This window comes from Pseudomonas sp. TJI-51 (assembly GCF_000190455.2).
GTDB classification, from domain to species: Bacteria; Pseudomonadota; Gammaproteobacteria; order Pseudomonadales; family Pseudomonadaceae; genus Aquipseudomonas; species Aquipseudomonas juntendi.
In genome coordinates, this window is the sequence record NZ_AEWE02000067.1 from 24,980 (window position 1) to 44,543 (window position 19,564).

The 19,564-nt window shown below is 64.5% G+C and carries 17 protein-coding genes; 7 read left to right on the plus strand and 10 right to left on the minus strand.

All coding sequences use genetic code 11. The features are described 5' to 3' along the window. Window positions 1-35: 35 nt before the first annotated feature. From G1E_RS15490 to G1E_RS15500, 3 genes are all read right to left on the minus strand, one after another. Complete coding sequence (locus G1E_RS15490) at window positions 36-1,133, minus strand: extracellular solute-binding protein (RefSeq protein ID WP_033690472.1); 1,098 nt, start codon at window positions 1,131-1,133, stop codon at window positions 36-38. Next, a complete protein-coding gene (aguA, locus tag G1E_RS15495) occupies window positions 1,133-2,242 on the minus strand; it encodes an agmatine deiminase (RefSeq protein ID WP_047149923.1) in 1,110 nt (369 codons plus the stop codon). The genes G1E_RS15490 and aguA overlap by 1 nt, the downstream gene beginning before the upstream one ends. A gap of 93 nt (window positions 2,243-2,335) precedes the next feature. Beyond that, window positions 2,336-3,223 (minus strand): LysR substrate-binding domain-containing protein, encoded by an 888-nt coding sequence (locus G1E_RS15500; protein ID WP_009683131.1) that lies wholly within the window; start codon window positions 3,221-3,223, stop codon window positions 2,336-2,338. A gap of 157 nt (window positions 3,224-3,380) precedes the next feature. On the opposite strand from G1E_RS15500, the gene G1E_RS15505 reads away from it, so the two are divergent. Continuing rightward, the gene (locus tag G1E_RS15505; protein WP_009683132.1) at window positions 3,381-4,670 is read left to right on the plus strand and encodes an FAD-binding oxidoreductase; all 1,290 of its coding nucleotides are present in this window, start codon (window positions 3,381-3,383) and stop codon (window positions 4,668-4,670) included. Window positions 4,671-4,774: 104 nt separating this feature from the next. Continuing rightward, entirely contained in the window at window positions 4,775-5,554 is a 780-nt protein-coding gene (locus G1E_RS15510) for a TSUP family transporter (protein ID WP_009683133.1), read from the plus strand. Here the strand turns inward: G1E_RS15510 and nudC are convergent. After that, window positions 5,522-6,352 (minus strand): NAD(+) diphosphatase, encoded by an 831-nt coding sequence (gene nudC / locus G1E_RS15515; RefSeq protein ID WP_009683134.1) that lies wholly within the window; start codon window positions 6,350-6,352, stop codon window positions 5,522-5,524. The genes G1E_RS15510 and nudC overlap by 33 nt on opposite strands. 35 nt (window positions 6,353-6,387) lie before the next feature. Further along, a complete protein-coding gene (locus G1E_RS15520; RefSeq protein WP_047149924.1) occupies window positions 6,388-7,200 on the minus strand; it encodes a crotonase/enoyl-CoA hydratase family protein in 813 nt (270 codons plus the stop codon). Between the two features lie 141 nt (window positions 7,201-7,341). On the opposite strand from G1E_RS15520, the gene G1E_RS15525 reads away from it, so the two are divergent. Then, window positions 7,342-7,887 carry a lipocalin family protein gene (locus tag G1E_RS15525; protein WP_009683136.1) on the plus strand — a complete coding sequence of 182 codons (546 nt, stop codon included), beginning with the start codon at window positions 7,342-7,344 and terminating at the stop codon, window positions 7,885-7,887. 119 nt (window positions 7,888-8,006) lie between these two features. Beyond that, complete coding sequence (locus G1E_RS15530; protein ID WP_047149925.1) at window positions 8,007-8,966, plus strand: ribonuclease Z; 960 nt, start codon at window positions 8,007-8,009, stop codon at window positions 8,964-8,966. Window positions 8,967-9,187: 221 nt separating this feature from the next. Here G1E_RS15530 and G1E_RS15535 read toward each other — a convergent pair whose 3' ends face one another. Beyond that, entirely contained in the window at window positions 9,188-10,471 is a 1,284-nt protein-coding gene (locus G1E_RS15535; RefSeq protein ID WP_009683139.1) for a Zn-dependent hydrolase, read from the minus strand. 76 nt (window positions 10,472-10,547) lie between these two features. After that, window positions 10,548-12,038 (minus strand): NCS1 family nucleobase:cation symporter-1, encoded by a 1,491-nt coding sequence (locus G1E_RS15540; protein WP_009683140.1) that lies wholly within the window; start codon window positions 12,036-12,038, stop codon window positions 10,548-10,550. Between the two features lie 338 nt (window positions 12,039-12,376). On the opposite strand from G1E_RS15540, the gene hydA reads away from it, so the two are divergent. The 3 genes from hydA to preA all read left to right on the plus strand — a co-directional run bounded on the left by hydA (window position 12,377) and on the right by preA (window position 16,622). After that, window positions 12,377-13,816, plus strand: a complete 1,440-nt coding sequence (gene hydA / locus G1E_RS15545; RefSeq protein ID WP_009683141.1) for a dihydropyrimidinase — start codon at window positions 12,377-12,379, stop codon at window positions 13,814-13,816. Window positions 13,817-13,980: 164 nt separating this feature from the next. After that, complete coding sequence (locus tag G1E_RS15550) at window positions 13,981-15,348, plus strand: NAD(P)-dependent oxidoreductase (protein WP_009683142.1); 1,368 nt, start codon at window positions 13,981-13,983, stop codon at window positions 15,346-15,348. Then, window positions 15,348-16,622 carry an NAD-dependent dihydropyrimidine dehydrogenase subunit PreA gene (preA, locus tag G1E_RS15555; RefSeq protein ID WP_009683143.1) on the plus strand — a complete coding sequence of 425 codons (1,275 nt, stop codon included), beginning with the start codon at window positions 15,348-15,350 and terminating at the stop codon, window positions 16,620-16,622. The genes G1E_RS15550 and preA overlap by 1 nt, the downstream gene beginning before the upstream one ends. Window positions 16,623-16,698: 76 nt before the next feature. Here preA and G1E_RS15560 read toward each other — a convergent pair whose 3' ends face one another. The 3 genes from G1E_RS15560 to G1E_RS15570 all read right to left on the minus strand — a co-directional run bounded on the left by G1E_RS15560 (window position 16,699) and on the right by G1E_RS15570 (window position 19,552). Then, the gene (locus G1E_RS15560; RefSeq protein WP_009683144.1) at window positions 16,699-17,319 is read right to left on the minus strand and encodes a TetR/AcrR family transcriptional regulator; all 621 of its coding nucleotides are present in this window, start codon (window positions 17,317-17,319) and stop codon (window positions 16,699-16,701) included. Further along, window positions 17,319-17,675: a VOC family protein gene (locus G1E_RS15565; RefSeq protein ID WP_009683145.1), complete on the minus strand. Its 357-nt coding sequence runs from the start codon at window positions 17,673-17,675 to the stop codon at window positions 17,319-17,321. The genes G1E_RS15560 and G1E_RS15565 overlap by 1 nt, the downstream gene beginning before the upstream one ends. A gap of 80 nt (window positions 17,676-17,755) precedes the next feature. Further along, window positions 17,756-19,552, minus strand: coding sequence for a glycoside hydrolase family 15 protein (locus G1E_RS15570; protein ID WP_009683146.1), 1,797 nt, complete (start codon window positions 19,550-19,552; stop codon window positions 17,756-17,758). Window positions 19,553-19,564 lie beyond the last annotated feature (12 nt).

A 19,564-nucleotide genomic window follows, 5' to 3' on the forward strand; every position in this document is an offset into this window, starting at 1 on the left:
GCGAAGAGGCGAGTACGGTGACTGCAAATCACCCATCAGGTACCGCTTTTCAACCGGCTGAACGCGCGGGTGAGCTCGCGGTTGAATGCCTTGCCATTGTCATTCTTGCTATACAACCGCGCCCTCACCTCAGCCGGTGGGTAGGTCCCCGGGGCATTGCGAATATCTGCATCCACCAGGCCATCAGCCGCAGTGATCGCATTGGCGTAGTGAATGGTATCGGTAATCGGCGCGATCACTTCCGGGCGCATCAGGTAATCCATCAGCTTCCAGGCCGCCTCGGGGTGCGGCGCATCCTTGGGCACCACCAGCGCATCCAGCCAGATCAACGTGCCTTCCTGCGGAATGCTGTAATCCAGCACGAACGCCTTGCCCGCCTGCTGCGCCTGCCCTTGGGCGATAGCCACATTGCCGTTCCACGACATCGCCACGCAGGTTTCGCCATTGGCCAGGTCGTTGATGTTGCGATCGTTGTCGAAGTAACGAATGTACGGGCGGACCTTGCGCAACTGTGCTTCTGCCGCCTTCAGGTCTTCAAGGCGCTGCTGGTTGATATCCAGGCCCATGTAGCGCATCACCGCGGCGAACACTTCATTGGGGTCGTTGAGCAGGCTGACCCCGCAGTCGGCGAATTTCGCCACCACTTGCGGGTCGAACAGCATAGCCCAACTGCCCAGCGGTGCGTCGGCCATGCGCATGGTCACGGCCTGCTGCTGGTAACCCACGCCGGTGGTGCCCCAGGCATAGGTCCCGGCGTAGCGGTTGCCTGGGTCGAAGACAGCCATGTGCTGGCGAAACTCCTCGCCGATGCCCGCCAGGTGCGGCACCTTGGCTTTGTCCAGCGGCTGCAAGGCGCCGCTGGCGATCGCGCGGCTCAGGTGCTGGCCGGCACTGAGCACAACATCGTACCCGCTACCCCCGGTCAGCAGCTTGGTCTCAGCGGTTTCCAGCGAGTCGAAATGGTCGGCGACCACCCGGATGCCGGTTTCCTTCTCGAAATTGCGCAGGGTATCCGGGGCGAGGTATTCGCCCCAGATATACAGATTGACGCTGGGCTGTTGTGCGTCGGCCGCCAGGGCCACCGATGCCGTGCAGCCAAGGGCGGCCGCAGCCGCCAGCGTGGTCAGTTTCATCAGCGGCGGCCTCCGGCGTATTGCGGCATGGTGATACAGGCGACGTTGCCGCCACCGAGCAGGATTTCGCGGGAGTTGTCGATGCCGATGATGCGGTGCTCGGGGAACAGTTCGGCAAGGGTCGCCTGGGCGACGCTGTCGTTGCGGTCACCGAACAACGGCACGACGATAGCCGAGTTGCCGGCGTAGTAGTTGATGTACGACGCGCAGATGCGGGTCCCGGCCTCGCGCAGGTGAGTCCCTTCGACCTGGTCCAAGCCTGCCGCCTCCTCGGCAGTCCACTGCAATACGTCGGGCTGGGGCAGCTTGTGTACCTTCAGCTCTCGACCGCGGGCATCGCGGGTGCTGCGCAGGATGTCGTAGGCCTCCTGATAGATCTCCCACTGCGGGTCATCGCGGTTATCGGTCCACTGCAGCACCACTTCGCCTGGGCGCACGAAGCACGCCAGGTCGTCGACATGGCCATCGGTCTCGTCGAACTTGCAGCCACGGGGCAACCAGATCACCTGGTCCGCGCCCAGGTAATCCTCCAGGCGGCGGGTGACCTCGGCTTTGCCCAGGTGCGCGTTGCGATTACGGTTGAGCAGGCACTGCTCGGTGGTCAACAGGCTGCCCTGGCCGTCACTCTGAATACCGCCAAGCTCGGCGATCAATGGGGCGCGGTAACGGTCCAGGCCTTCGATTTCGAGCATTTTCTGGGCGATCTGGTCGTCCTTGTCCCACGGATAGTAGAGGCCACCGTCGAGCCCACCGTAGGCGTTGAACTCGAAGTCGACGCCGCGCACCTCACCGCTGCTGTCGTTCACCACGAAGCAAGCACCGCTGTCGCGAAACCAGGTGTCGTTGCAGGTCATTTCCACCACCCGCACCTGCGGCGGCAGCATGCGCCGGGCGTTGGCGTACTGGGCAGCAGAGGCGCAGACCGTGACGGGCTCACTGGACGCGATTGCGCTGACGATATCGACCCAGACTTTCTGCGCAGGCTTGGCACCATTGCGCCATACGTCCGGGCGCTCGGGCCAACCGAGCCAGCATCGCGCCTTGCGCTCGAATTCGCCAGGCAAGCGGAAACCATCGGCTTTGGGGGTGGTAGTGAGCGAACGTGCCATGGATCAACCTCGTGTCGGTGAGCGATGACTGCACGCTACGCCGCCCCGCGCTGGGCATCCAACGATGAAAACTCAGCGATAGCTGAATTCAATTCAACTGTCACCCAGCTGTTCAATGAACCAGTCGATGAATTCGGCCACCGGCGCCCGTTCCAGGCGCAGCCGCTCGCACACCAGCGCGTACTGCCCCTGTGCCGTCACACTGGCACTGAACGGACGTACCAGCCGGCCGCTCTGCAAATCAGCCTGACAGGTCAGGTTGTCCCCCATCGCGATGCCCTGCCCCAGCAATGCAGCCTCCAGGGCCAGGGCGGCGTGGGGGAAATACAACTGGCGGGTGGGCAAGGCGTCTTCGGCGTGGGTGGCCAACCAGGTGGTCCAGGTGCGGCCGTCCTGGTCATCATGCAGCAGGCAGTGGCGCACCAGATCGCGCGGGCGCTTGAGGCCGCCCTGGTTGAACAGCCCCGGGCTGCACACCGGGAAGAACTGCAGCAGCGGCAAGGGCCGGACGAAGTGCGTGCTGGCGTCCAGAGCACTGGTACCGTAGGTGATGGCCAGGTCGACATCCAGTGCCGGAGCGCCGGCATCGATCGGCTGATCGTGCAGGTGCAGGGTGATGTGCGGGTAACGGCTGCTGAAGTCAGCCAGGCGCGTCACCAGCCATTTCTGTGCCAATTCAGCGGTCACCGCCACCCGCAACACCGCCTGGGAGCCAGGGTCACGCAGTTCGTCGCAGGCCTTGCCGATCAGTTCGAAGGCCTGTTGCAGGTGATGCAGCAGGCGCCCGGCTTCGGCACTGGGGCGTACCTGACGGCCGACACGCTCGAACAGGGCAACACCGAGTTGCTCCTCAAGTTGGCGAATCTGGTGACTGACAGCGCTGTCGGTGACACACAATTCGGCGGCGGCGCGGCCGAAGTGGCCGTGGCGGGCAGCACATTCGAAGGTGCGCAAGGCAGTCAATGAAGGCAGGCGGCGCATGGTTTTTTCCTGATAGGGCCTTGTGTCGCGCAAGGGCCGCAAAGCGGCATCCGATCATATATCCAACCACGGTGGAAAAACGAACAAGTTGGCATCATGAAAATACGATGCTAGATTTTCATGAAAATAATCACAATAAATTTCATCAGGCCCACGCATGTTCAAGCAATCCGCTCAGCACGTCGCCAGCTACTACGCCCAGACCTACCCCGCCAGCATCCCTCTGCGCCCTACCCTGCAAGGTCGCCACGACACCGATGTGCTGATCATCGGCGCCGGTTTCAGCGGCCTGCACACCGCCCTGCGCCTGACCCAGGCCGGCAAGCGCGTGGCGCTGCTGGATGCCAGCCGCGTGGCCTGGGCCGCGTCCGGTCGCAACGGTGGCCAGGCGCTACTGGGCTGGTCCTGCGATATGGCGCCGCTGGAAAAGGCCCTGGGCGTCGAACGCACCCGGCGGCTGTGGACCAGCATGTGCTGGGCCGCCGACGAAATGCGCGAACTGCCCGAGCGCCATGGCTTCGACATCGATTACCGGCAGGGCAGCCTGTGGACCGCCGTGCTGCCGCGCCGTGTGAAGGTACTCGCAGAAGCCCTGCACGACGCCGAGCACAAATGGGGCTACGACGCCCTGCGCCTGATCGGTCGCGACGAGCTGCCGCAATGGATCCACAGCTCACGCTACCAAGCCGCGCTGTACGACGCCAAAGGTGCTCACCTCAACCCGCTGAAGCTGGCCCAGGGCCTGGCCAGCACCATCGAGGCCGCTGGCGGGGGCATCTACGAGCAGAGCCAGGTGCTCGACTACCAGCAGGCCGGCAGCGGCTACGTCGCCCGTACCGAGCAAGGCGAAGTACGCTGCAACGTGCTGGTGCTGGCCTGCAACGCCTATATCGACCGCCTCGACCGCGGCCTGGCGCGCCGCCTGTTGCCGGTTGGTTCCTATCAGGTAGCCACGGCACCGCTGGACGCCGACCTCGCCCGCTCGCTGCTGCCGCGCAACAGCTGCGTGATCGACAACCAGTTCGTCCCCGACTACTTCCGCCTGACCCCGGACCACCGGCTGCTGTTCGGCGGCGGCTGCACCTACCTGGGCGGTATTCCCAAGGATGTCGCCAGCGCCACCCGCCCACACCTGGAGCGGGTGTTCCCGCAACTGGCCGGGGTGGCCATCGATTATGCCTGGGGCGGCCACATCGACTGCAGCATCCAGCGCACCCCGGACGTCGGCCGCGCGGACCAACGCTACTGGCTGCAGGGTTTCTCCGGCCACGGCGTGCTGCCGACCCTGGCAGCGGCACGGGCAGTCAGCGACGCCATCCTGGGCGATGACGACCTGCTGACGCTGTACCAAGGCATCGACAATGGCCACTTCCCCGGCGGTAACCTGCTGGCAGCACCGCTGGAAGCCGCCGCCAAGGCCTGGTACCGGATGCGGGACCGCGTCTGAAGGGAAAAACTGGTGCTGACAACCTTGGCCTGCGAGGATTACCATCCCGGGCCTCGGAGTGGCCATTCCCGCTCCGGCCTTTTTCCCGCACCTGCCAAAAACCCATGCCCTTCGAACTTACCGTAGAACCCCTCACCCTGCTGATTCTGGCCCTGGTCGCCTTCGTCGCCGGTTTCATCGATGCCATCGCCGGCGGCGGCGGCCTGCTCACCACCCCGGCGCTGCTCACAGCCGGCATGCCGCCGCACCTGGTACTGGGTACCAACAAGCTCAGTTCCACCTTCGGCTCGGCCACCGCCAGCTTCACCTACTACAAACGCAAGCTGTTCCACCCGGCGCAGTGGCGCCCGGCGCTGTTCGCCACGCTGGTGGGCGCGTTGATCGGGGCGATCGTGGCCCATTACATGCCAGCCGAATGGCTGAACAAGATGCTGCCGGTGATCGTCTTCGCCTGTGGCCTCTACCTGCTGTTCGGCGGCACGCCCAAGGCACCGCTGGACGCCGATGCCCCGATCAGAAAAAAATGGCAGGCGCCGCAGGGCTTTACCCTGGGTTTCTATGACGGCGTGGCCGGCCCCGGCACCGGGGCGTTCTGGACGGTCAGCACCCTGCTGCTGTACCCCATCGACCTGGTTCGCGCCAGCGGCGTGGCGCGCAGCATGAACTTCGTCAGCAACATCGCGGCGCTGACGGTGTTCATCATTTCCGGGCAGGTCGACTACATCGTCGGCCTGTGCATGGGCTTGTCGGTGATGGTCGGTGCCTTCTTTGGCGCACGCACGGCGATCAGCGGCGGCAGCAAGTTCATCCGCCCGGTGTTCATCACCGTGGTGCTGGCGTTGACCGTGCGCCTAGCGTGGCAGCACTGGTTCGGGCAGGCCTAAGCGGCGAGCGACATAGAGGTCGATCAGGTAGCGCGCAATAGAGCGCCCAGCCGGCAGCGGCGGCAAGTCGTGCACGCTGAACCACTGGGCGTCCTCGATCTCGTCCGGCTGCATGACGATCTCGCCACCCGCGTATTCGGCATGGAAGCCCAGCATCATCGAGTGCGGGAACGGCCAGCACTGGCTGCCGACGTACTGGATGTTCTGCACCTCTACCGCCACCTCTTCACGCACTTCGCGCACCAGGCAGTCCTCGGCCGACTCGCCCGGCTCGGCAAAGCCTGCCAGGGTGCTGTACACCCCCGTGACGAAGCGCGGCGAGCGTGCCAGCAGGATTTCGTCGCCACGGGTCACCAGCACGATCATGCTCGGCGAAATACGCGGGTAGCTGCGCAGGTCGCAAGGCTGGCAGTGCATCGCCCGCTCCCAGCGGATTTGTGTCATCGCCTGCCCGCAGCTGCCGCAGAAACGGTGCTCGCGAGCCCAGGTGCCGATCTGCGCGGCATAACCCAGAACCTTGTAGGTGTCGAAGTCACCCTCCAGCATGAACGCGCGCAGCCCGCGCCAGTTGCAAGCGGGCACGTCGCTGGCAGCGCGCAGTTCCAGCAGGAACACAGGCTGGCCGTCGAAGTGGCCAATGCCGTGTTCGCACAGCACATCCAGGCCCTGGCGCTTGAGCCAGTCACGAGGGAACAGCGCGCCGTTGGCGTCGTGCAGAAACCCTTCCGGGCTGCGCGCCACGGCCAGCCCGCCGGTGATCTGAGGGTCGAGTACTGCGGTAGTCCAGCGTGCTGACATCTCGGGTTTCCTTTACTGCGCGTGCGCCGGCCCGATCAGTCGGCGAACGTCGGTTTCTGTTTGCTCATGTGCGCGGCCACAGCCACGCGCAGGTCTTCGGACTGCAGCATCGCGGCGTTCCACGTGGCGATGTAGTCCAGGCCATCGTCGATGCGGTGGTCGCGCATGTAGCTGAGCATTTCCTTGGTGCCCGCCACCGCGATCGGCGATTTTGCAGCAATCTGGCGGGCGATGGCAAAAACCCCGTCCAGCAGCGCGGCGTGGTCATCATAGACCCGGTTCACCAGGCCGATGCGCAGCGCCTCGTCCGCCGCGACATTGCGCCCGGTGAACGCCAGCTCACGCATCATGCCGTCGCCGATGATGCGTGGCAAACGTTGCAGCGTGCCGACATCGGCGGCCATGCCCATGTCGATTTCCTTGATCGAGAATTGCGCGTCACTGCTGCAGTAACGCATGTCACAGGCCGAGATCAGGTCGATGGCGCCACCGATGCAATAGCCCTGCACCGCCGCCAGCACCGGTTTACGGCAGCTGTCCACGGCGGTGAACGAGGCTTGCAGGCGCTGTATGGTCTTGCGCAGGAAGCGCGCATTGCGGCCCACGTCCTTGCCCATCTCCCCGGCCAGCGAGGCCAGCATCATCAGGTCGATTCCGGCCGAGAAGTGCTTGCCGGCACCGCTGATGACCACCGCACGCACGGCGTCGGTGTCGTCGATCCACTGGAAGATATCGACAATCTCTTCCCAGAAGGCCGCGTTCATCGCGTTGACCTTCTCCGGGCGGTTGATCTGAACGTGGGCGATGCTATCGGTCAGCTCGACCTTGAATGCGGTGTATTCAGTCACGAACGGAACTCCTAGGGTTGGATGGTTCACCATCGTGGATGGTAACCCAGCTGGAGCAGACAATGGTTTGCGCATACAACTTTTGCCCCGCCGCGGGATCGAACCCCAGGTAAGCACTCATCCGTTTCAAGGAGATCAACCATGGCGCTACGCACCACGCTGCTGCTTTCCTGCATGACCCTTGCCTTGCTCGGCTGCGCCGGCAACGACCACCCTGCACCGCCGCGCACCCAGCAGGTGGACCTGCAACGCTACCAGGGCACCTGGTACGAACTGGCGCGGCTGCCGATGTTCTTCCAGCGTAATTGCGTACAGTCCGAGGCTCATTATGGGCTACGCGCCGATGGCCGTATCGACGTGACCAACCGCTGCAAGGAAAAGGACGGTGAGGTGAACGAAGCCAAAGGCATTGCTGAAGCCCAGCAGCCGGGCAGGACTGACAAATTGTGGGTACGCTTCGACAACTGGTTCAGCCGCCTGGCCCCTGGCCTGACCAAGGGTGAGTACTGGGTGCTGTACCACGACAAGGATTACCGCGTGGCACTGGTCGGCCACCCCAACCGTGAGTACCTGTGGCTGCTGTCGCGCACCCCTGCGGTCACCGACCAGCAGCGCGAACAGTTGCTGAGCATTGCCCGCGAACAAGGCTACGACACCAGCAAGCTGGTCTGGCGGCAGGCTGACTAGCGGGCAATCGACGGCCTGCGGCAATCCGGCTAAGGTGTGCGGCGTTGTTCGTCTCGAAGGAACGAGGCCCTGCGTATTGCGCGATTTTGCGCGACTGGACTGGCACAAGGAGCCGCAACATGGACCTGCTGTTTCTCGGTACCTCCGCCGGGGTGCCGACCAAAGCCCGCAACGTCAGCGCCACCGCCGTAGTCGAAGCCAGTGGTAGCCACTGGTACCTGGTCGACTGCGGCGAGGGCACCCAGCACCAACTGTTGCACACGCCGCTGTCGGTTCGCGACCTGCAGGCGGTCTTCATTACCCACGTCCATGGTGACCATTGTTTTGGCTTGCCCGGGCTGCTCGCCAGTGCCGGCATGAGTGGCCGTAACCAACCGCTGAATATTGTCTTGCCTGCCGCGCTGCATGGCTGGCTACGCCAAGGCCTGGCCGCCAGTGATACCTTCCTGCCGTTCGAGCTGCGCCTGCTGGCGGTGGAAGATTGGCAGGGCTGGCGCAACCAGACCCTGCAGGTGACAGCGGTGCGCTTGTCGCACCGGGTGCCGAGCGTAGGTTTCGTGTTTACCGAACTCAACCCCGAACTCCGCCTGGACACCCTGCGCCTGGAGGCTGAGGGCATACCGCGTGGCCCGATGTGGGGCGAGCTGGCCAAGGGGCGTACCGTGCAATTCGGCGAGCAACTGTTGCATGGCAATGAATACCTGCGTGGCTCGCGCCCGCCCCGGCGAGTTATCGTGTGTGGTGACAATGACAACCCGCAATTGCTCGCCGACGCCGCCCGTGGCGCCGATGTGCTGGTGCATGAGGCAACCTTCACGCAGGCGGTGGTGGAGCGGACCGGGGTCACCTTTGGCCACAGCACTGCGGCGGCAGTGGCGCGCTTTGCCGAGGCGGCAGGCGTGCGCAACCTGGTGCTGACGCACTTCAGTGCCCGCTATCAGAGCGACCCAAGGCGCAGCCCGAGCATCAACGACGTGCGTGATGAGGCACTGGCCCACTACCGCGGCCGGCTGGTGCTGGCGCAGGACCTGCAGCGCTATCACATCGGCCGTGACGGCTACCTGGAACCAGCCCTGTAGGAGATAACACAGCACTACGGGCTGCGCTGTCGCGCAGAGAACTGAATTCGTAAGCGCGACGCGGCCTGTGTGGGAGCGGGCGCGCCCGCGAAGAATCCAGCGCGGTGGCTGGCACCGGCTACGCCGGTGTTCGCGGGTGGGCCCGCTCCTACAAACGGACGGTGTGGCTCCGCCGATCTATGGCCAAACACGACCAGTGAAGGAGTGGCCCTTACGCCTGATCAGGCTGCCAGGCGGCCGCTGGCAATGGCCTGCGAAGCAGCCAGCATCGCCCGCAACAACACCGCGCAACCCGCCGCCAGGTCATCGGGTGCGGCGTTTTCGATTTCGTTGTGGCTGATGCCGTTCTCGCACGGTACGAAAATCATCCCCGCCGGCCCCAGCTCGGCAAGGAAGATCGCGTCATGCCCTGCCCCGCTGACGATGTCCATGTGCGGCAACCCCAGGGCCTTGGCCGAATCGCGCACGGCATCGACACAGCCCTTGTCAAAGTACAATGCCGGGAAGTCCGCGGTGGGCACCAGTTCGTGGCTCAGGCCATGCTTGGCGCAGGTCGCCTCGATGACCCCTCGTACCTCGGCGATCATCGCATTCAGTTGTTCGCCCTCAAGGTGGCGGAAGTCCAGGGTCATGCGCACTTCGCCAGGGATTACGTTGCGTGAGCCCGGGTAGGCCTGCAAGCAACCCACCGTGCCGCAGGCATGCGGCTGGTGGCCGAGGGCTGTGCGGTTGACCGCTTCGACCACCGCTGCGGCACCCACCAGGGCATCCTTGCGCAGGTGCATGGGGGTGGGGCCGGCATGGGCTTCGACGCCGCGCAGGGTCAGGTCGAACCACTTCTGGCCAAGGGCACCGAGGACCACCCCAATGGTCTTGGCCTGGTCCTCGAGTATCGGCCCTTGCTCGATATGCGCTTCGAAATATGCCCCCACCGGGTGCCCGAGCACCGCACGTGGGCCGGCGTAGCCAATGGCGTTCAACGCCTCGCCCACACTGGTGCCCTGGGCATCGCGCTTGGCCAGGGTTTCTTCCAGGGTGAACTTGCCGGCGAACACACCCGACCCCATCATGCAGGGGGCAAAGCGCGAACCTTCTTCGTTGGTCCACACCACCACCTCCAGCGGTGCTTCGGTTTCCACGCCCAGGTCGTTGAGGGTCCGGAGCACTTCCAGCCCGGCCATCACGCCGAAACAGCCGTCGAACTTGCCGCCAGTGGGCTGGGTATCGATATGGCTGCCGGTCATCACCGGTGGCAGCTTGGGGTTACGCCCAGGGCGACGGGCGAAGATATTGCCCACGGCATCGACGCTGACCGTGCAACCAGCCGCCTCGCACCACTGCACGAACAAGTCGCGGGCCTGGCGGTCGAGGTCGGTCAGGGCCAGGCGGCAGACACCCCCCTTGGGCGTGGCGCCGAGGCGGGCCAGGTCCATCAGCGATTGCCAGAGGCGGGCACTGTCGATGTGGTGGGCGGTGGTCTTGAGGATGTCTTGGAAAGGGGTCACGGGTTTCTCCTTCAGGCTTTTTTGTTGTCTGTTCGGGCCTCTTCGCGGGCATGCCCGCGAAGAAGCAGACACGGTCTCAGGGCAAGGGCTTGACCAGCCGCGCCGGGCTGCGCGCCGCCAAGCCGGCGAACACGTAGTACAACGCCGCCCCCAGCAGCGAGCCGGTGAACCAGCCATAGTCGTAGAACCAGCTGAAACTGCTGTTGCCGATCGCCAGCACCGTCAACCCCACGGGCAGCACGAAGGCGGCGAAGCCAGCCCAGTTCCACGCCGGGTACACGTCGTCGCGGTACAGCCCGGCGAGGTCCAGCTTTTGCCGGCGGATCAGGAAGTAATCCACCACCATGATCCCGGCTATCGGCCCGAGCAGGCTGGAGTAGCCCAGCAACCAATTGGAGTACACGCTTTCCAGGCTCAGGTCGGACACGATCCAGCCCAGTTTCTTCAGCAACTCGTGGCCCATCAGCGCCAGGCCGATGAAGCCGGTCAGCCACACCGCACGGCTGCGCCCGATCAGGCGCGGGGCGATGTTCTGGAAGTCGTTGGTCGGCGACACGATGTTCGCCGCAGTGTTGGTCGACAGGGTGGCGATCACGATCAGCGCCATGGCCAGGGCGACCCAGAACGGGCTGTGGATCTTGCCGATCAGGCTGACCGGGTCGGACACCGTTTCGCCCACCAGCGACGCCGAGGCCGCAGTCAGCACCACGCCCAAGGCCGCGAACAGGAACATGGTCAGCGGCAGGCCAAAGATTTGCCCGAGGATCTGGTCCTTCTGGCTGCGGGCATAGCGGCTGAAATCGGGAATGTTCAGCGACAGCGTGGCCCAGAAGCCGACCATGGCCGTGAGCCCAGCGCAGAAGTAGCTGACCACGCTGGCGCCTTCAGGGCGTTTGGGCGGTTGCGCCAGCAGTTCGGTCATCGACATGTGTGGCAAGGCCCACACCAGCAGGCCCAGCCCAACGGCCACCAGCAGCGGCGCCGAAAGCGTCTCCAGCCACTTGATCGACTCGGCGCCCCGCAGTACCACCCACAGGTTCAGGCACCAGAAGATCATAAACCCGATCACCTCGCCGACACCGCCCAGGGCCTTCCAGCCGTCGAACACCGAACCCAGGAACAGATGGATGGCCAGCCCGCCGAACAGGGTCTGGATCCCGAACCAGCCGCAGGCCACCACGGCGCGAATCAGGCACGGCACGTTGGAGCCCAGAATGCCGAACGACGAGCGCAGCAGCACCGGAAACGGGATGCCGTACTTGGTGCCGGGGAACGCGTTGAGGGTCAGCGGGATCAGCACAATGATGTTGGCCAGCAGGATCGCCAGCAGCGCCTCGCCAACGCTCAGGCCAAAGTAGGCTGTGAGCACGCCGCCGAGGGTGTAGGTTGGCACGCAGATGGACATGCCTACCCACAGGGCCGTGATGTGCCATTTGTTCCAGGTGCGCTGGTGCACCTTGGTCGGTGCGATGTCGTGGTTGTAGCGCGGGCTGTCGAGAACATCACTGCCCTCGGCCAGCTCGAACAGGCCATCCTGCTCGACCACTTGCGATCTGCTCTGTTGCATGGGCCTTTCTCCAGACTTTTTCGAGTTGTCTGCTCATCGGGCTAATTCGATGGCCGGAGTACACACGCGTATGAGTGCCTTAGAAATCTCGACCAATTTTCTATCTTGTCAAGTTAGTCAAAAACCCTGGAGGCCCCGAATTCAGCGGGCTCTAAATATTTAATTCATGTAAATCAATGATTTAAAAACCACAAAATAAATAGGAAATTTTCTTGCCGAATTCAGGATCAGCATCTAGCCTCGAATTTTGTCAGGTATGACAGGATTAACACCTGCCCGCCCTGCTTCCGAAAATTCCAAGAACCGGCCAAGACCGGTCAGCCTGCGAGGAAAACGGCATGTCCCTGTTGATCCGTGGCGCCACCGTTGTTACCCACGAAGAGAGTTACCCCGCCGATGTGCTGTGTGCCGATGGCCTGATCCGTGCAGTCGGGCCTGGCCTGGAAGCGCCGACCGATTGCGAGATCCTCGACGGCAGCGGGCAATACCTGATGCCGGGCGGCATCGACCCGCACACCCATATGCAATTGCCGTTCATGGGCACCGTGGCCAGTGAAGACTTCTTCAGCGGTACCGCGGCCGGCCTGGCGGGCGGCACCACATCGATCATCGACTTCGTCATTCCCAACCCGCAGCAGTCACTGCTGGAGGCGTTTCACACCTGGCGCGGCTGGGCCCAGAAAAGTGCCAGCGACTATGGCTTCCACGTCGCCGTCACCTGGTGGAGCGAGCAGGTGGCCGAAGAGATGGGCGAACTGGTGGCCAAGCATGGGGTGAACAGCTTCAAGCACTTCATGGCCTACAAGAACGCCATCATGGCGGCCGACGACACCTTGGTGGCCAGCTTCGAGCGCTGCCTGCAGCTAGGTGCAGTGCCCACCGTGCATGCCGAAAATGGCGAGCTGGTGTTCCACCTGCAGAAAAAGCTGCTGGCACAGGGCCTGACCGGGCCGGAAGCGCACCCCCTGTCGCGCCCTTCGCAGGTTGAAGGCGAGGCGGCCAGCCGCGCCATCCGCATTGCCGAAACCCTCGGTACACCGCTGTACCTGGTGCACATTTCCAGCCGCGAGGCGCTGGATGAAATCGCCTATGCGCGGGCCAAGGGCCAACCGGTTTACGGCGAAGTGCTGCCTGGCCACTTGCTGCTGGACGACAGCGTCTACCGTGACCCGGACTGGGCCACAGCCGCCGGCTACGTCATGAGCCCGCCGTTCCGCCCGCGCGAGCACCAGGAGGCGCTGTGGCGCGGCCTGCAGGCGGGCAACCTGCACACCACCGCCACCGACCACTGCTGCTTCTGTGCCGAACAGAAAGCCATGGGCCGGGATGACTTCAGCCGCATCCCCAATGGCACCGCCGGCATCGAAGACCGCATGGCGGTGCTGTGGGATGCCGGGGTCAACAGCGGGCGCCTGTCGATGCACGAGTTCGTGGCACTGACCTCTACCAACACGGCGAAGATCTTCAACCTGTTCCCACGCAAGGGCGCCATCCGCGTAGGGGCCGATGCCGATCTGGTGCTATGGGACCCGCAAGGCACGCGCACCATCTCGGCGCAGACCCACCACCAACGGGTGGACTTCAACATCTTCGAAGGCCGCACTGTACGTGGCGTCCCCAGCCATACCATCAGCCAGGGCAAAGTGGTCTGGGCTGATGGTGACCTGCGCGCCGAGGCGGGCGCGGGGCGCTATGTGGAGCGGCCGGCGTATCCGTCGGTGTATGAGGTGCTGGAGCGTCGGGCCGACCAGCAGCGGCCGACGCCCGTTCAGCGCTGAAGCCATTGGGGCTGCTGCGCAGCCCATCGCGACAAAGGCCGCTCCAACAGGAATGCGCGGTCCCTTGTAGGAGCGGCCTTGCGTCGCGATGGGCCGCACAGCGGCCCCCGATCCCACCACAACAGCTGTCGCCTGAACCCTAAAAAAATAGAGAGGCTACAACCGTGATCGACGCCCTGAACCATTTGCCGCGCCCCCGGGCCGGCGCCGACCAATTGGCCGAGTGCTTCAGCGACCTGGCCCCACCCCTCACCGCACGCCAGGCCGCCGTGGAAAGCGCCCGCTGCCTGTATTGCTACGACGCGCCCTGCGTCAACGCGTGCCCCAGCGAAATCGACATCCCGTCATTCATCCACCGCATCAGCGACGAGAACCTGCAAGGCGCTGCCGAACGGATTCTGTCGGCCAACATTCTCGGCGGCAGCTGTGCCCGCGTCTGCCCGACCGAAATCCTGTGCCAGCAAGCGTGTGTGCGCAACAACGCGCAGGAATGCGCCCCGGTACTGATCGGCCAGTTGCAGCGCTACGCCCTGGACAATGCCCAGTTCAGCGACCACCCGTTCCAGCGTTCACCGGCCACGGGCAAGCGCATTGCGGTGGTCGGCGCTGGCCCTGCGGGGCTGGCCTGCGCACACCGGCTGGCCATGCATGGCCATGACGTGGTGGTGTTCGAAGCCTGTGACAAGCCAGGTGGCCTCAATGAATACGGCATCGCCCGCTACAAGCTGGTTGACGATTATGCCCAGCGGGAAGTGGCATTCCTGCTGGGTATCGGCGGTATCGAGCTGCGCCATGGCCAGCGCCTGGGGGGCAACCTCAGCCTGGGCGAACTGCGCGAGCAATACGATGCGGTGTTCCTTGGCCTGGGCCTGAATGCCGTGCGCCAGCTGGGGCTGGCCGATGAAGAGGCCCCCGGCCTGCTCGCCGCCACCGCTTACATCCGCGAGTTGCGCCAGGCAGACGACCTCAGCCAACTGCCGCTGGCCGAGCGCTGCCTGGTGATCGGTGCTGGCAACACCGCCATCGACATGGCAGTGCAAATGAGCCGCCTGGGTGCCCGCGACGTCAACCTGGTGTACCGCCGGGGCCACGCCGACATGGGGGCCACCGGGCACGAGCAGGACATCGCCAAGGCCAACCAGGTGCGCTTGCACACCTGGGCCCGCCCCGACAGCGTGCTGCTGGATGACACCGGCAACGTACGCGGCATGCGCTTTGCCCGTACCGAATTGGCCGACGGCCGCCTGCGCGACACCGGCGAAACCTTCGAACTGGCCGCCGACGCCATCTTCAAGGCCATCGGCCAGCGTTTCGACGACAGCAGCCTCGCCGACCCTGTGGCAGCGCAACTGGCCCGCGACGGTGAGCGCATTCGCGTTGACGTGAACATGCAGACCAGCCTGCCAGGGGTATACGCCGGTGGCGACTGCACCGCGCTGGGCCAGGACCTCACCGTTCAGGCCGTACAACACGGCAAAGTGGCCGCCGAAGCCATCCATGCCCAACTCATGCTCAACGTGGAGGCAGCGTAATGGCCGACTTGTCTATCATGTTCGCCGGGATCAAGGCCCCCAACCCGTTCTGGCTGGCGTCCGCGCCGCCCACCGACAAAGCCTACAACGTGGTCCGCGCCTTTGAAGCCGGCTGGGGTGGCGTGGTGTGGAAGACCCTTGGCGAAGACCCGGCCGCGGTCAACGTCTCGTCGCGCTACTCGGCCCATTACGGCGCCAACCGCCAGGTGCAGGGCATCAACAACATCGAACTGATCACCGACCGTTCACTGGAAATCAACCTGCGCGAAATCACCCAGGTGAAGAAGGACTGGCCCGACCGCGCGTTGATCGTGTCGCTGATGGTGCCGTGCGAGGAAGCGTCGTGGAAGTTCATCCTGCCGCTGGTGGAAGCCACCGGCGCCGATGGCATCGAGCTGAACTTCGGCTGCCCGCACGGCATGCCGGAGCGCGGCATGGGCGCGGCGGTCGGCCAGGTGCCGGAGTACGTGGAAATGGTCACCCGCTGGTGCAAGCAGCACTGCTCGCTGCCGGTGATCGTCAAGCTGACGCCGAACATCACCGACATCCGCCAATCGGCACGGGCTGCGCATCGCGGCGGGGCCGATGCAGTGTCGCTGATCAACACCATCAACTCGATCACCAGCGTCGACCTTGACCGCATGGTCGCCCACCCCATCGTCGGTGACCAGAGCACCCATGGCGGTTACTGCGGCTCGGCGGTGAAGCCGATCGCGCTGAACATGGTGGCGGAGATTGCCCGTGACCCGGCCACCCATGGCCTGCCGATTTGCGGCATCGGCGGCATCGGCAACTGGCGCGACGCGGCCGAATTCATGGCGCTGGGCAGCGGCGCGGTGCAGGTGTGCACGGCGGCCATGCTGCATGGCTTTCGCATCGTCGAAGACATGAAAGACGGCCTGGCCCGCTGGATGGACCAGCACGGCCACGCCAACATCGAGGCGTTCCGTGGCCAGGCGGTAGGGCATACCACCGACTGGAAGTACCTGGACATCAACTACAAGTCGGTGGCGCATATCGACCAGCAGGCGTGCATCGGTTGCGGTCGCTGCCACATCGCCTGCGAGGACACCTCGCACCAGGCCATCGCCAGTACGCTGAAGGCAGACGGTACGCATGCCTACAGCGTGATCGAGGAAGAATGTGTGGGCTGCAACCTGTGCCAGATCACCTGCCCGGTGGAGAACTGCATCGACATGCAGGCGCAGGACACTGGCAAGCCTTACCTGAACTGGACCCAGGACCCGCGCAACCCCTACCGCGAAGCGAGCTGATGTAGGCCGGCGCCCGCCGCACTGGCACGGCCTTTTTGTGGGCAGCAAAAAGACCGTGCGCGGCAGGCATGGCCGGTCACGGCTCCAGGCCAATCCCCCGCAGGATCACACTGGTCACCGTTTGCACCGCACTTTCGAACGCCAGGTCCGACAGTTCATCGCCGCCGTTGAGCAACTGCACCTGGTAACCGAAGTCGGCGTAATGCTGGGTCGAGGCCCAGATCATGTACAGCAGCGCCGAGGGCTCGACCGGCAGAATGCGCCCCTCCTCCACCCAGCGGCGGATCTTAGCCTCCTTCAGCTTTGCCCACGGCACCAGGCTGTCATCCAGGTTGCCCCCCAGCACCGGTGCCCCATGCAGCATTTCCTCGGCCCAGATCTTCGAGCCTAGCGGCCGTGACCGCGAATGCCCCATTTTCGCGCGGATGTAGCTGGTCAGCACCACCCTTGGGTCGTCGAAATTCTCGAAACACAGCGCGTCCTGCTTCCACACATCCAGCAGGTCCTGCAGCACCGCACGGAACAGATCGTCCTTGGTGCTGAAGTAGTAATGCAGGTTGGAACGCGGCAGTTCGGCCTGCTCGGCGATATCGCCCATGGAGGTCGCGCCGTAGCCTTTTTCGGCGAACACCTTTTCCGCCGCGTGCAGGATCTTGCCAACGTTGCGCCGGCGAATTTCGATCTTGTGATTGGCCATCAGGCTTGAGCCGTCCACACCGCCAGTTCATGACCGTCCAGGTCAATGAAATGGAAACGCCGCCCACCGGGGAAGGCAAAGGTCGCGCGGCTGATACTGCCCCCCGCCGCGGTCACGCGCTGCTGCGTGGCTTGCAGGTCATCGGCGTAAAGGATGATCAGCGGCCCCCCCGGGCGCACCGGCTCCCCCGTGGTAAAGCCGCCCGTCAGGCGGCCGTCGCTGAATTCGCTGTAGGTTGGCCCGTAGTCGGTGAAGCGCCAGCCGAAAACATGCCCATAGAACGCCTTGCTGCGTGCGATATCGCTGACATTGAACTCGATGTTGTCGATCTGCCGATCCGAACCGCGGATACCCATGGACGCTCCTTGCCGAATGAGATTTGACCTAGTCTACCCCGCTCGCTTGCCGGAGCGTGCACAAATTCGGTGCAGCCGGCTCAACCGCAACTGGCCCGGTCGCGGGCCGGACAGCGGGCCTGCTGGAGGTTCAGGGCGGTGTTGATGATGCCGATATGGCTGAACGCCTGCGGGTAGTTGCCAAGCATGCGCTGGCAGGCCGGGTCGTATTGCTCGGCCAGCAGGCCCACGTCGTTGCACAGGCCGGTCAAACGCTCGTACAACGCCTGCGCTTGCGCCATCCGGCCCAGCAGGATGTAGACGTCGGCCAGCCAGAACGAGCAGACCAGGAACGTACCTTCGCCCGGGGCCAGGCCATCCCCGGCACTGTCACTGTCGTAGCGCATCAGCAAACCGTTTTTCAGCAAGCGTTGCTCGATCTGTTCCAGTGTGCGCAGAAAGCGCGGGTCATCGGCAGGCAGGAAGCCGGTCAGGGCGATCTGCAACAGGCTGGCGTCCATCTCGTGCGAACCATAGGCCTGAACGAAGAAACTGCCGCTGCTGTCGAGCCCTTGCTCACACACTTCACGGCGGATCTGGTCGGCCACCTGGCGGTAATGCTGGCCATGCTCACGGCCTTCTTCGGTGGTGTCTGCCAAGCCGGCAGCGCGTTCGAACGCCACCCAGGCCATCACCTTGGAGTGCACGAACTGCTGGCGGCCGCCGCGCACCTCCCAGATACCTTCGTCCGGCTCGCGCCAGATACGCTCCACATAGGGCAGGATCAGCCGAGAGATGGCGGCGCTACGTGGATGGCGCGGCAAGCCGCCCTTGATTGCCTGGCTCATGGCATCGGCCAGTTCGCCATAGATATCCAACTGCGCCTGAGCCGACGCGGCATTGCCCACCCGCACCGGTTGCGAGTGCTCGTACCCCGGCAACCAGGGCAAGGTGTATTCCTGCAGGTCGCGCTCGCCACCCAATCCGTACATGATCTGCATCTGTTCGGGGTTGCCGGCCACCGAGCGCAGCAGCCATTCGCGCCAGGCCTGGGCCTCGTCGAAATAGCCCAGGTTCATGAATGCCAGCAAGGTCATGGTGGCGTCGCGCAGCCAGCAGAAACGGTAATCCCAGTTGCGCTCGCCGCCGAGTTGTTCCGGCAACGACGTGGTGACGGCCGCAACGATGCCGCCAGTAGGCGCATATGTCATGGCTTTCAGGGTGAGCAACGAGCGACGGACCAGTGCGCTGTAGGGGCCTACCTGAGGGCAGCGGTCGGCGAACGCCTGCCAGTGCTCGCAGGTATGGGCCAGGGCCGCGTCGGCATCGCAGCCGGGCTGCACCGGCAGGTGCGAGGGCTGGTGGCGCAGGCTGAACACCTGGCGCTGGCCGGCCGCCACGCGAAAGCGCGCGCCGGTGTGGTGGTCGCGGGCATGGGGCGGTACGGTGCTGCACAGGATCAGGCGGTCGGGGCCGGCCACCGCGCTTAGGGTGAGCGGGTCCAGGCGTTCGACCCATGGCACGCTGCGCCCGTAATCGAAGCGCATGACCAGGTCCATTTCGAAATTGGTTTCGCCCGAGAGGCCTTCGACGATGCGCACCACGGCGTTGACGTCACCCAGCGGCATGAAATCGAGTACGCGGGCCCGGCCAGTGGCGGTGACCCACGTGGTTTCCAGCACCAGGGTATCGTTCAGGTACTGCCGGCTGCAGTGCTCGACCGGGTCGCAAGGGGCCAGGCGCCAGCGGCCGTTTTCTTCGTTGCCCAGCAAGGCGGCGAACACCGCCGGGGCGTCGAAGCGTGGCAGGCATAGCCAGTCGAGCGAGCCATCCCGGCTGACCAGGGCGGCGCTGCGGCAATTGCCCAACAGGGCGTAATCTTCTATGTGGGCGGGCATCGCGTTTCCTTA